We start from the raw sequence: 13,091 nt of genomic DNA, 5'->3' as shown, positions 1-13,091 counted from the left end.
ATTCCCCTATTCAGCTAGTTCTGTGATGTAGTTATAAACTTCTTGTCCAGCAACTGCACCATTTCCAACAGCCGTCGCAATCTGACGCAGTTGATTTTGGCGAATGTCACCGATGGCATAGATACCTGATTGAGTCGTTTCCATCTTTTCATTAGTGATAACCCAACCAGCTTCGTCTGTAATTCCTAGGTCCGCAACTGTATCAGTCATCGGATCCAGACCGACATAGATAAAGACACCACCGAAGTCCAGTTCACTGACTTCTTCAGTTTTCACATTTTTGATAACCACGCTTTGTACACGTAAGTCATCGCCCTTGATTTCTTCGACTACGCTATCCCAGATGAAGTTGATTTTTTCATTGGCAAAGGCGCGGTCTTGGATGACTTTTTGAGCACGAAGCTGATCACGGCGGTGAACAATTGTCACAGACTCCGCAAATTGTGTCAAGAAGAGAGCTTCTTCGACCGCAGAATCTCCACCACCGACAACCAAGAGTTTTTGTCCACGGAAGAAGGCACCGTCACAGACTGCACAATATGAGACACCGCGGCTATTGTAAGTATCCTCACCTGGAATACCTAACAAGCGATGTTTTGCCCCCATGGCTAGAACGACTGTCTTTGTCTCCAAAACACCATCCTCAGTGATCACTTTCTTAATTTGTCCTTCTTCCTCAATACGGACTAGGGTGCCAAAAATATGGTCCACACCGAATTTTTCCAAGGGTTCAAACATTTTTTCAGCCAAGGCTGGACCTGAAATATGGTCATAGCCTGGATAGTTTTCAATTTCCGCGGTATTGTTCATCTGACCACCATAAATACCACGTTCCAAAAGAGCTACCTTTAAATTGCTACGCCCTGCATAAAGAGCTGCAGTCATCCCCGCAGGACCCGCACCAATTACAACTGTATCGTACATATACTTTTTCCTTCTACGCTTTAAACATTAATAAGATTCCCACTACTCCAAAGGCTGCAATGGGAATTGTCATCACATTAATCATCAACAAATCAAACAAGAAATCTTGTCGTTCTTGCAAGGTTTTATCCACACCCTTTATCGCACGCCAGATAAACCAGACCAGACTAGAAGTGATAATCAACAAGGAAGCTATTAGCAATCCTTGTAAATAAAAACTTAGAATGTTTTGTAACATCTTTTTCCTCGATTACTTTAAAAGGTTTGACGCTTGGCTTTACGTTCTGCACGACCCTTTGCACGCGCTTCAACTCGCTTGGTCTTGCGACGTTTTTCATCAACAGCCCATTGAATTTTCTTCTTGTAGCCTGGTTTGACTTTTTTCTTTTTCTTCTTGACCAAGCCAATCATTTCCAAATCTAGTTTTTCGCGAGATTTTTCACGGTTAGCACGGCGGTCACGGTCGTAGGTATCGACAAATTCGCCATTTTTCATTTCTTTTGGCAAGAATTTGATATTGAGTTTTTCTAGCTCTCGAATATCTGCATCATCGCTTGGCTGATAAAGGGTAATGGCAATACCTGATAAACCATTACGACCTGTGCGTCCCACACGGTGAACAAAGAAGGAAAGATCCTGTGGAATGGCATCATTGATGACATGACTGACGCCCTCAATATCAATCCCACGTGCTGCTAAATCCGTTGCAACAATGTACTGATAGTCCAAGTTCTTCACCTGGTTCATCATCCGCTTGCGCTCACGTGGAGGAATATCCCCATGAATCTTTGCGACACGAAGACCGTTCGCAGTCAAATAGCTATGCAATTCATCTGCACGTGTCTTTGTATTGACAAAAATCATAGCCAAATAAGGCTGCATGAGCTTGGTCGCTTCCAAAATCTGCGCGTTACGGTCACGGCCCTTGGTTGAAATCAGCCAATTTTCAATGGTATCTGAAATGACCGTATGGGTCTTGATTTGTTCCATGACTGGATTTGACAAATACTTTTTCAAAAACGGTTGGAGTTTCTGCGGAATGGTCGCTGAAAAGACCATAAATTGCAAGTCTTTTGGCAGGCTGCCAGCAATCTTATCAACTGTTTCCAAAAAGCCCATGTCCAAGGTCATATCTGCCTCATCAACCACAAAGGTTTTGGCTTTATGGATAGCAAGGTCACCTGATTTGACCAAATCATAGATACGCCCTGGTGTCCCAACAACAATGTGAGGCTGACTAGCTTGAAGCTTGTCAATTTGACGGTTCTTATCCGTACCGCCAACATAATTGGTCACACGAACTTCGATGTCCGAATGACTAGCCAACTGGCGTGCCGCTTGATAAATCTGAGTAGCCAGTTCACGAGATGGGGCTGTAATAACAGCCTGAACTTGGTCCAATTCCTCATTTAATTTTTGGAAAATCGGGATCAAGAAGGTATGGGTCTTACCCGAACCTGTTTTTGATTCCCCTATCAAGTCTCTCCCTGATAAAACAACAGGAATCAATTTCTCCTGAACTTCTGTCGGCTGGACAAAGTTAATTTCTTTCAAAGCCTCCTGAATATAAGGCTTGAGTTTCATATCTGTAAATTTCATAGTTTCCTCTTTAGTTGTATTTCCCTCTATTATAGCACGATTTAGGTGGACAAGCAAAAAGGACGGATACCCGTCCTAATCAACTCTCACTTGCTTCAGTAAATTCTGCCTCAATAATTCCAAGTGCCTTCTCTTCTTCCAAACTTGCTTTAAAGGCCTCAGTGAGTTCTAATTCGCCATCAAAATCACCATTTATTTTTTTAACAAATGTGTCTGCCAACATCCCTCCCATGGGCTGGAAGGTAAAATAGGTCAAACCTCCTGAAATCAGACCACCCAAAATAGGAACTGCATTGGCAATGGTCTTTTCAACAGTCTTTTTGGTAATTTTCACACCAATCACTGCGGCTACCTTTTTCACCAAGGGATACCAAGTTGTCTTGGTCAAGGCCTGCATAGCTACTTTTTTACCGATATTAGCTCCGACTGTCTTGGATACTTTATTGAGAAGAACTGCTGAACCACCTGCTCCAAACATGACACCAATGTAGGCAATAATGCGGATTTGAACCTCTTCTGAAATTTTCTTCCCTTCGCCAACAAATAATTCATCTTCACCAAAAAGATAAGCGATTTGTTGCGACAAATTCAAGGCAAAACCAAAATACTGAGCTATATCAGCAGTACCTGCCGCCACCGCTGTAAATGGATTCCCCGGTAAACCAGCTGCGAAAGAAATCAAAGATGTTTTCGTAGTCATATCATTAATGATTTTTTCAGCTTCCTTACGCAAAGCTTTTGTAGTGAAGACCGCTGTTGGTCCATCCGCAATAATTTTATCTAGATAGGGACTATCTTTAAAACGAGTCTTCAAAAATTCTTCCCGATTGACTTTAACCATAGGAAGTTGACTAGCAGCTGTCATGGTTTGAATAACCACTCCATATAACTGTTCTTGATTGAATTGTTCCATTTTTATCCTCCACCAGTTCTCTCTCTATTTTACCCCCCCCCCCCCCGACCATATTTTTCAAGGCAAAAAAACAGCATTTCTGCTGTTTCTGACATTTTATAGATAAAGAATAGCTAGGGTAATCAAGCTCATGATGAGACCGACTGACCAGAGGAAAAAGTCAACTTTCCACTCGCTCCATTTTTCAGCTTTTCCGGTCAAACCTCCGAGCTCTAAATGGTGATGGAAAGGAGTCATACGGAAGATACGACGACCTTCTCCAAAGCGTTTTTTGGTGTATTTAAAATATGAAACCTGCAACATAACAGAGGACGTTTCAATGACATAGACCAGGCCGATAAGGAGGAGGGTCCATTCCTGACGGAGGGCAATTGAAATAGTTGCCAACATACCGCCGAGAGCCAAGCTTCCCACATCCCCCATGAAAATCTTCGCTGGTTTACGGTTATAAACAAAGAAACCGAGCAAGCCACCAATCATGGTCACACAAACTAGAAGAATATCAAATTTTTGCTCATTGAAGGCGATAACAGAGTAAGCTAGAAGGCTGATAACAACTGAGATAGAAGCCAATCCATCAATACCATCTGTCAAATTAACTGCATTTGAAAAACCGACCAGCCAGAACAGAACAAATGGGAAATAGAGAACTCCCAAATGTATCATGTGACCAAATACATTCAATTCTCCGCCACCTGCTCCTCTTACGTGAACAAAGTAGAAGACAATCCCTCCTAAAATTTGTAGAGCAAGCTTTTGTTTAGGATTAAGGCCTTCATTTATTTTACGGAAAATTTTTAAAAAGTCATCCAAAAATCCTACTACACCATAAAGGGCAAGGATGAAGAGGATGGCAAGGACACCACCCGTCAACAGTTGAAAGGCCGTTGCAAACAACAAGCTGACAAGAATCGCAACAACGAGAAAAACTGTTCCCCCCATTGTTGGTGTACCTGCCTTAAACTGATGTTGTTTCACATCTTCGTGCATCTGTTGCCCCTCGATGCGTTTGGCTTGATAAAATGTAATAAATCGTGGGATTAAGAGAACGGTTGCTAGAAAAGCTACCAATCCCGACATAAGTGCGAATTGCATGTTAGTCTCCTAAGGTTATTGTTATTTTCTCGGTTTTATTCAAAGCGGTACCAACCTCTACACTTTGGTCGACTACTTTTGAACCCGTTCCTTTATAGGTCACTTCGATACCAGTCCATTCAGCAAATATATCCATATTCTCTTTGGTGATTGCGTACAGGTCTGGCATTTCTTCGAATTTATTTGTCAGGAGTAGAACCTGTTGGTTGGCGATTACGTTACTTCCTTTTTCGACTGAAACTTTTTTAATTTCAGCACCGTTTCCAAGGATAACTGGTTGAACTAATTGACGACGAAGTTCCTCGGCCGACTCGCCTGGTGCCTTACCAATGAGGTCTGGCAATTGATACTCTGACTCATTAACAACCTGTGCCAATGCTGGTGCAGGTGAATCCAGATTCAAATTGTCTTTCAACAGCATCGCTTCTTTCAATGTAGGACTGACAATGTCACGCCAAGACAGGACATTTAATACTTCCGGTTGGCGAATGGTCACATACATGATAAATTCAGGGTCCTCAGCAGGAATCATGGCTACTACAGAGTTGATGTAGGCACCTTTAATGTACCCTTGACCATCTTCGCTGGCAATTTCCGCCGTACCTGATTTGACCGCAATATCATAGCCATCAACTTGAATTGCAGGCCCCTGTAAGTCATGTGAGTAGAGCGTACCATAAACAGGGTCAGTACCGACATTAATCATATAGCGAAGTGTATCATCGGCAGCTTGTTCAGAAACTGGATTTCCTACTTCTTCTTTCGAAGAAACTCTAGCTGTATCTGTATTAGGATTATAAAGAGCTGAGATGAATTTAGGCTCTAGCATAATACCGTTATTCGCAATGGCGGTAAAACTACGAATCATCTGTGCTTGGTTTGCAGAAATACCCTGACCAAACGATGACATGGCGATAGAAACAATGTTGTCCCCTGGTACCATTCCTGGTGCCTCGTCCCCCATACCAAAACGCGTTGGATAGCCAAAGCGGAATTTAGCGAGGTAATTTAGCCATTTTTCATCTCCCATCTGTTGCTGCAATAAGGTCATCCCAACGTTACTGGATAGGGAGAAGCCTTGCGCATAATTGAGAGTCACAGCTGAATAACCTGCATTGAGGGTCCAGTCATTGATTTTCGCGTCTGCGATAACGTACTCATTATTGGTATAATAGGCATTTGGGTCAAAGGTTCCATTATCGATAGCTGACGCTACTGTTAGCACCTTCATTGTTGAACCAGGCTCAAAGGCCTCTTGGTATAAGAGTGACCGCTCTAGCAGTCCTTCTTGGCCTAGACCTTCTTTGGTATCTGAATCATAGCTTGGCCTTTGGGTCGTCGCCAGTATTTCACCCGTCTTGGCTGAAACCAAAGTTGCATTCGCATATCGCCCTTTGGCGTTATCAAAGAAGGTATTCATATTGGTTTCAAGAGAACGTTGCAGATCGGCTGAAATTGTCGTATAGACATCCTGCCCATTTACTGTCTCCGTTTCAACCTTTTCTGTCCCAGGTAGGACACGGCCTTGACTATCTTTCTCGTAGATAACCTTTCCATCTTGACCAGCTAGAATATCATTCAGATAATATTCTAAACCACTCACACCCTGTAAACTATAACTACCATCCTTGTTTTCAACCGGATTAGCTAACCCGACAAAAATTGAAGCAAAATTTCCATTCGGATACATCCGCCCTGGACTAGCGTCAAAGGCAATCCCTTCAATACCTGCCGCCTTCATCTCTTCTTGGATTGAGGACATTGTACTATAGGAGATGTTCTTGCCTAACGTCCCAAAGTATACCTGCTTCAGTTCAGGTTGATTCAGCTGCTCCATAACATAAGCCGTCTCCATTCCGAGATGCTTTTTAAAGATTTCTGCTACTTTGCTGAACTGAGAAGACTGCACATACAAAACTTTTTTCAGTTCTGACACATATTCTGTGTCAATGATGGCATAGACTGTATAGGTCGTTGAATCTTCTGCAATAGGAATTCCTGTACGGTCGTATATCGTCCCCCGTTTAGCTTGAACGGTAACTTCACGCTGGTGTACCGCATCAGCTCTTTCTGACAAATCCACCCCAAATTTACTATCGGTTCCGATAATATAGGCAAAGTTAATTAAAAAGAGAAAAAAGACGAAAACCGTCAAAAGAAGTAGGCTCTGTCCTACTCTTCGACGATTTTTTGACGGAACATATCGTTTTTTCAAGACATACCGCAAGAGTTTATTATTTCTTCTGGGCATTATTCGGCTACTCCAATATTGTCATTATTAAAAGTTAATCCAGCTTTTTCAGCAATTTCCATCAATCGAGCTGAACGTGTCAATTCATTGACAGCTTGCTTTGCATCGTTGATTTCAATCTGTTTTTGGCTAATATCTTGATTGACTTTGGCCATCCCAGATTGAAGCTGCAAAAGCCGCGTTTGCATAAAGATAATTCCTATGGCAAGGGCTAATCCAGATAATACGATGCTTGAATAGAAGGCTTTTTCTACACGTGTGAAGGTTCTAATTTTATCACCGATAACCCGCATAGTGGCTTCTCTACGTTTTTCTTGCAACATAGACTCTCTCCTATTTATGTACTTTCTTAGCTACACGCAGTTTGGCTGAATGCGCGCGATTATTTGCCTCTAATTCTTCTTGACTAGGTAAGATAGGCTTACGATTGACCAATTCAAGTGGCGCCTTCAAGTCATCTGGAATAAATGGCAAGCCTTTTGGAACATCAATCGTACTGGCTTCTTTGAAGAGTTGTTTGGTCAAGCGATCTTCTAAAGAATGGAAAGTAATAACAGAAATCCGTCCATCCAAAGCCAATAAGTCAATGGCCTGCTGGATAGATTCGTCTGCTGCACCTAATTCATCGTTGACTTCAATCCGAATAGCCTGAAAAATCTGCTTGGCAGGGTGGCCCTTCTTCTTAAGTTCCTTGGCTGGCTTAGCAGATTTGATCAGTTCTGCCAACTCAGTTGTCGTTTCAATAGGTTTGATGGCACGTGCCTGTTCAATCTTACGAGCAATCTGCTTGGAAAATTTATCCTCACCGTATTTAAAGAAAATCCGTACCAAATCATGATAGTCATAGTTATTGACCACATCATAGGCCGTCAAATGTCCCTCACGATTCATCCGCATATCAAGCGGAGCATCTTGTTTGTAAGAAAAGCCACGCTCCCGCTCATCCAACTGCGGACTAGACACACCAAGATCGTAACAAATCCCATCAATCTCTGTCACCCCAAGCTCTGCCAAGCGAGTCTTGAGATTGCGAAAATTGTCCTTGATGAAGGTTACTTGCCCCTTTTCAATGTAGGTTGCCAAGCGAATGTGGGCATGGTCGATGGCCGTCTGATCCTGGTCAAAGGCATAGAGATGCCCTCCTTCCGTCAACTGACTCAAAAGGTACTCACTATGACCTGCCCCACCCAAGGTAGCATCTACATAAATTCCATTTGGTTTGATGTCTAACATATCTACTGTTTCGTGCAAAAGCACAGTAGTGTGATTAAATTCCTTGCTCATATCTTATTTATTGTACCACAAAATAAATCAAAAAGTTGTTGCAAACTTTTTACAAAAAATGTGTCAAATATAGTTGACAAGCTTTCTTGATGGGTATATAATAACATTACAGAAAAGTGTCGGATATAATTGACATCAACAGGGAGGGTTCCCACATTTTTTTACAGTTGTATGTCAGATATAATTGACAATCATTTAAAAGGATAGCCAACCTATCCTCTCATTTTTAGTCAAATGTGTCAGATATAGTTGACATAGAAAGGAGGGCACATGAACCGTGTCAAAGATTATCGCCTACTACTAGGAATTTCCCAGCTGGATTTGGCCAAGGCCATCGGCGTATCCAGGCAGACCATCAACATGATTGAAAACAACAAGTACAATCCCTCGCTAGACCTCTGTATTAACCTAGCCAAAGCTTTACAGACCGATCTCAATAGCCTCTTTTGGAATGAATAGAAAGGAAAAATTACCATGAAAAAGAATGTACGTCAAGCTCTTATCTCTACCCTTATTTTTATCCCGCTCTTTGCCCTCTTTCAGCTTTGGGGCAATAGCGGAGCAGACATCATGCAGATCATCAGCCATGTGAAGTTCTGGGTGCAACTGCTGATTGCTGGAACCGTCTACTTCCTAGGATTATCTTACCTACCACTCATTTTCCGTCGTAAGTAAATAGGAGGATCGTATGAAAAAGGAAACCTTTCAAGATAAATTGATCAAACGATTTTACGGTATCGCAGGTCCCTTAGACGAATTTCGCCAACAAGAAGCCTTCCGACTAGGCAATACCTGCTTTATCCTGCTCTTTTGGGGAACTCTAGCTCTTACCCTACTGGCACTTGCCTTATCTAAGCGATTCCCAGAAGTCGTCGCCTTTGGCTATCCCGTTTCTCTGCTCCTAAGCTATCTAGCAACCAGTAGCTACATCATGTATAAACTTCGCCACAGCCAACTGGACAGTTTAGATGTAGAAGAACTGACTAGCAAGGAACAGAAACAACTCAAGGGTGCAAGTATCAAATTCGCCCTCTATTTCACCTGTGGTATGTATATCTGGAACACTGGATTTGATGCCTGGCTGGAGGGACTCAATCCTCTCGACCACCTATTTGACCTCCGAAAATTCCTGTCAGCCTGTCTAGGTGGTGTTTTCACGGGCATTGCTCTTGAAATCATGTTACGCAAACGCATGAAAAAGGCAGAAAAACTAACTGTCAGCTCTGCTATTTCCAAAGAAGAACCCAAGTGGCTCCAAACTATGATACGGTACTTCTATGGTATCCGTGGTCCTTTAGACGAGTACCGACGGACCAAGGCTGACGCTATTGGCGGTCATGCTTTTATCTATCACTTCTACTTCCTTGCTCTTGGAAATGCTGTCGCCTACTTCCTAGCTATCCGCTATCCTGTGGAGGTTGCCACCTATTATCCAATGACAATTGCTCTCTTTAGCTTTATCTTGCTAGGTGTCGTCAATATGCAGACCCTCCATGCTGACTTGCCCCAATATGACTTGGATGAGCTTAGCCCAGAGGAAAGACAGGGACGAACCCTCAACCCACTGCTCTGGGGACTGGGAGTTGCCCTGCTATCTAGCCTCTTTGCTGGGCTGGCAGACCTCTTTAGCCTCCAGCTTCCCCTACTGGATTCTATCTTCCACGTAAAATCCCTCCTTTTCGGTGGTATGATGGGCCTCTTTGCTAGTATAGCCCTGTCAGCCTTTGCCTATCTTCATAAACTGGAAGCGGAAACTACTAAGAAAAAATAAGGACCTAACACCATGAATAAACCTTTTACACCCAAACAAACCTGTCAATTTTTTGTTCTATTTTATGGTTTACTTTCTGCTTTCTTTATCTACTCTTACATGGTCAATGAACCAATTAGCAGTGGTGCGTTCCTGCTCACACTACCGACCATTCAAATCATCAAATCCTATAAAACAGCAGAGGAAAAACGCTACTTTCTCATTCAATCTGTCTTTGCCCTGTTTGCCATGACCTTGACTTATTCTGTAGGCATTTGGCTGGGGCATATCAAGCCACTGATTCTCATCCTACCTGCTGGATTTGCCATCGCTATTCTTTATCGACTGTATTTCAAAAAGGAGTAAGCTAATGAAATTTGACAAACTAAAACTTATTCTCGCTTTGATTGTTCTCTCCTATACAGCAATTTGCAGCCTGTATATACATAGCTATTTGACTGGGGACACCCCACCAATCTTTATCTTACTGTTCACTATTCTTCCAATTTTAAATAGTGACTGGCAAACTACCAGCCCAGAAGCAAATGCTGTCCAAAAAGCTATCTATCTTTATCGTAAACCACTGCTCTGGTTTCTCTTTGCAGGTTTTGCCCTAACTTTCTCCATTGGATTTTTCACTGGGAAAATCCAGCCACTGCAAGCTGGATTCTGGGGAATGTTAGCCATCCTACTCTTTGTTGGACAATTAAAAAAGTAATCCACATTCAAGATTTTACAAAGCAAATTTTTTTCTATACAATAGACTGTATATGACAATCAAATCTATTCTCAAACAACTCAAATTATTTGATTATATCTTAATCGGATTCACCCTCATCTTATCCTTTCTTCCAGCAATTTTTACCTATGCACATCTGACAACAGATACAAATGAGACAAAAACGATTGCCTATGTTCGCATCAATGGTGAGGTGGTCGACCAATTTGAATTATCAAAGGACACTCCACATCAAGAAAAGAACTACTATCCCAATGAAGGGCAATACAACATCATTGAAGTTGATGGCGAACGCATTCGTGTCAAGGAAGACAATAGCCCAGACCAAATTGCCGTAATGACCAGCTGGATTAGTCAGCCGGGCGAATTATCCGTTTGCCTGCCACATAACCTGTTGATTGAAATCAAATCCGTCGGGGGAGAGGATACTGACGAAGAAGAACTTATTTTGCCACTATAAGAAAGAAGACACAGCCTGATGAACGACTGTGTCTTTCCTTTTTAGAAAATAAGGGCTAAAGCAAGTATCACCACATATAGCAGCGCAAAGAGTACAAAACTCTTCACTGCTTCTATAAAGGTTTCTCGTTTGACTTGCTTTTTCAAAAATGTTTCTAGACTCTTATAAGCAGGCCAAACACCGATTAAACCGATCAGTGCCCAGATTGGTAAGAATCCAGTCAGACAGTAGATTATCCACAGCAACCATGGTAAACTTGCCAAGACAAAATACAATTTAAGAGCATTTTTCTTGCCAATATAGTAAACCAGAGTATAACGATGGTTGCGAATATCTTCTTCTAAATCACAGGTATTGTTGGCCAACATGATATTGGCAATCAAGGTTGCCAAAGGAAGAGACATGAAAATAATTTCTATTATTTTTGTCCAAGAGAATTGCAAGGTCATCCACTGGCCGCTCACTTGGCTGGTCAATAGCCCAGCTGGGTCTTGGATAAAGACTGCTAAGAAGAAAATCCCAAATCCCATGGTTACTCCAGAGAAAACTTCACCCAGTGGCATTCTCGAAAGCGGAATCGGTCCAAAGGTATAAAAGATACCAATGAGGAAACAGAAAGCTCCCATCGGAAGGAGTAGCCAGCTGGTCCGCCAAACAAGCACCAATGAAATAACCACTGAAAAAATAAGTAGGGCAAGGACGATTCCAATCATCTGACGGAAATCTAGGGAGAATTTTCCAATCACATTGCTTTCCTGACGATAGGTTTCATCCTTGGCCTTGTGGTAATCCATGCTATTGTTGATGGCAGTTGTACACATGTCAAAGCTGAGGACGGCAATGATGAAGAGGAGAGTATTGAGCCAATTGAAAGCTTGATAGCGATACAGGCTCCATAAAATTCCCAAGGTCATCGGGAAAACACTAGCTACCTTGGTCTTCATTTCAACAAATTCTAGAAATACAGGCAAACTGAGCCCTTTAGTTGATTTATTCATTGACAAGATGATACTCCTCATTCGTTAATTCAAAACTTTCCTTCAAGCCATCACTCAGATGAACGCCCTGCTCCTTATCGATGAAAACAGCTTCTACACCGTCAATCTGATTGATAAAGTCAAGACCTTTTTCCACACCTAGTAAGAAGAGAGTTGTGGATAAGGCATCTCCTTGGATAGATGTTTTGGAAAAGACTGTCACACCTGAAATATCGTTTTCCACAGGATAGCCAGTTTTTGGATCCAGAATATGGTGGTATTTAACACCGTCCACCTCTAAGTAGCGCTCGTAAATACCTGAAGTAACAACCGAATCATGTGTCCCTGGCACAGAACCGACCGTTGATCCACGCACTTGGTCTGGGTCTTGAACTCCAACATTCCAACCATTTTGTGTCGTTGGCGAATCCCCCATAACCACCACATTCCCGCCTAGATTGATGATAGCTGTCGTAATCCCTTTGCTGGCAAACAATTCTCTGACCTTATCTGCAATGTACCCTTTAGAAATCGCTCCTAATTCTAAGGTCATTCCCTCTTTGATAAAGACAGTCTTCTTTTCCTTATCTAAAGTAATGTCTTTATAATTAATAAATGGCAGAGCAGCCTTGATTTCTTCATCACTGGGCTTGCGTGCATCCTCGTCTCCAATTTTCCACAGATTGCTCACAGCTCCAATGGAAATGTCAAATAGCCCCTGACTTTCTTTACTCATGTCAATAGCTGTTTCAATCACTTCAAAGGTACGCTCATCCACCTCAACAGCTTCTTTTCCCGCAGCCTGATTGATACGGTAGACATCTGCCCCTTCCAAGTTTGTAGACAGTAGGCTTTCCATCTCCTTGATATAGGAGATAGCTTCAGCCATCACTTCTTCTTGGTCTTCATGATAGATACTTAATTGAACAACAGTGTGAAGCAAGCTTTCACTACGTGTCAAAGGCGTCTTCACAACTGGTAAGCTTGCTGATTGAGATTGTCCACAAGCTACTAAGCATACTGTGAACAGTACCAGCCCAAGTAGTCGAATCAATTTTTTCAATAGTTTTCCCTCATATAAACAAGAAGACACAGTTGC

The 13,091-nt window shown here is 42.2% G+C and carries 16 protein-coding genes; 6 read left to right on the top strand and 10 right to left on the bottom strand.

Annotation, left to right across the window (positions count from 1 at the left end; genetic code table 11):
* Positions 1-6: 6 nt before the first annotated feature.
* From trxB to rsmH, 8 genes are all read right to left on the bottom strand, one after another.
* Positions 7-924, bottom strand: coding sequence for a thioredoxin-disulfide reductase (gene trxB, locus P7J49_RS00150; protein WP_002942687.1), 918 nt, complete (start codon positions 922-924; stop codon positions 7-9).
* Between the two features lie 13 nt (positions 925-937).
* A complete protein-coding gene (locus P7J49_RS00145; RefSeq protein ID WP_408568688.1) occupies positions 938-1,162 on the bottom strand; it encodes a DUF4059 family protein in 225 nt (74 codons plus the stop codon).
* 17 nt (positions 1,163-1,179) lie between these two features.
* Positions 1,180-2,523 carry a DEAD/DEAH box helicase gene (locus P7J49_RS00140; protein ID WP_408568686.1) on the bottom strand — a complete coding sequence of 448 codons (1,344 nt, stop codon included), beginning with the start codon at positions 2,521-2,523 and terminating at the stop codon, positions 1,180-1,182.
* A gap of 79 nt (positions 2,524-2,602) precedes the next feature.
* Positions 2,603-3,436, bottom strand: coding sequence for a hypothetical protein (locus P7J49_RS00135; protein ID WP_408568685.1), 834 nt, complete (start codon positions 3,434-3,436; stop codon positions 2,603-2,605).
* Between the two features lie 96 nt (positions 3,437-3,532).
* On the bottom strand, positions 3,533-4,531 hold the full coding sequence (mraY, locus tag P7J49_RS00130) for a phospho-N-acetylmuramoyl-pentapeptide-transferase (RefSeq protein ID WP_024376390.1): 999 nt from the start codon (positions 4,529-4,531) through the stop codon (positions 3,533-3,535).
* A 1-nt stretch (position 4,532) separates the two neighbouring features.
* Positions 4,533-6,782 carry a penicillin-binding protein PBP2X gene (gene pbp2X / locus P7J49_RS00125; protein ID WP_408568683.1) on the bottom strand — a complete coding sequence of 750 codons (2,250 nt, stop codon included), beginning with the start codon at positions 6,780-6,782 and terminating at the stop codon, positions 4,533-4,535.
* Positions 6,782-7,105, bottom strand: a complete 324-nt coding sequence (gene ftsL / locus P7J49_RS00120) for a cell division protein FtsL (protein ID WP_002937992.1) — start codon at positions 7,103-7,105, stop codon at positions 6,782-6,784. Before ftsL ends, pbp2X begins: the two co-directional genes overlap by 1 nt.
* Positions 7,106-7,115: 10 nt before the next feature.
* Positions 7,116-8,066 (bottom strand): 16S rRNA (cytosine(1402)-N(4))-methyltransferase RsmH, encoded by a 951-nt coding sequence (rsmH, locus tag P7J49_RS00115; protein ID WP_029186135.1) that lies wholly within the window; start codon positions 8,064-8,066, stop codon positions 7,116-7,118.
* A gap of 270 nt (positions 8,067-8,336) precedes the next feature.
* Between rsmH and P7J49_RS00110 the strand changes: the two genes are divergently transcribed.
* Genes P7J49_RS00110 through P7J49_RS00085 form a run of 6 tightly spaced genes read left to right on the top strand, consistent with a single transcriptional unit; the run spans position 8,337 to position 11,015 of the window.
* Positions 8,337-8,525, top strand: coding sequence for a helix-turn-helix transcriptional regulator (locus P7J49_RS00110; protein WP_002942681.1), 189 nt, complete (start codon positions 8,337-8,339; stop codon positions 8,523-8,525).
* A 15-nt stretch (positions 8,526-8,540) separates the two neighbouring features.
* A complete protein-coding gene (locus P7J49_RS00105; protein ID WP_408568681.1) occupies positions 8,541-8,741 on the top strand; it encodes a hypothetical protein in 201 nt (66 codons plus the stop codon).
* Positions 8,742-8,754: 13 nt separating this feature from the next.
* A complete protein-coding gene (locus P7J49_RS00100; protein WP_408568680.1) occupies positions 8,755-9,837 on the top strand; it encodes a DUF3278 domain-containing protein in 1,083 nt (360 codons plus the stop codon).
* A 12-nt stretch (positions 9,838-9,849) separates the two neighbouring features.
* Positions 9,850-10,182 (top strand): MFS transporter, encoded by a 333-nt coding sequence (locus P7J49_RS00095; RefSeq protein WP_408568678.1) that lies wholly within the window; start codon positions 9,850-9,852, stop codon positions 10,180-10,182.
* A 4-nt stretch (positions 10,183-10,186) separates the two neighbouring features.
* Positions 10,187-10,534: a hypothetical protein gene (locus tag P7J49_RS00090; RefSeq protein ID WP_408568677.1), complete on the top strand. Its 348-nt coding sequence runs from the start codon at positions 10,187-10,189 to the stop codon at positions 10,532-10,534.
* 52 nt (positions 10,535-10,586) lie between these two features.
* Positions 10,587-11,015: a NusG domain II-containing protein gene (locus tag P7J49_RS00085; protein ID WP_408568675.1), complete on the top strand. Its 429-nt coding sequence runs from the start codon at positions 10,587-10,589 to the stop codon at positions 11,013-11,015.
* Between the two features lie 41 nt (positions 11,016-11,056).
* Here P7J49_RS00085 and menA read toward each other — a convergent pair whose 3' ends face one another.
* Both menA and P7J49_RS00075 read right to left on the bottom strand, forming a co-directional pair.
* On the bottom strand, positions 11,057-12,013 hold the full coding sequence (menA, locus tag P7J49_RS00080; RefSeq protein WP_408568673.1) for a 1,4-dihydroxy-2-naphthoate polyprenyltransferase: 957 nt from the start codon (positions 12,011-12,013) through the stop codon (positions 11,057-11,059).
* A complete protein-coding gene (locus P7J49_RS00075) occupies positions 12,006-13,055 on the bottom strand; it encodes an FAD:protein FMN transferase (RefSeq protein ID WP_408568671.1) in 1,050 nt (349 codons plus the stop codon). Before P7J49_RS00075 ends, menA begins: the two co-directional genes overlap by 8 nt.
* Between the last annotated feature and the right edge of the window lie 36 nt (positions 13,056-13,091).

The sequence above is a fragment of the Streptococcus suis genome (assembly GCF_046032515.1).
Classification (GTDB): Bacteria; Bacillota; Bacilli; order Lactobacillales; family Streptococcaceae; genus Streptococcus; species Streptococcus suis_AL.
This window is presented reverse-complemented; position numbering and strand designations above follow the sequence as displayed.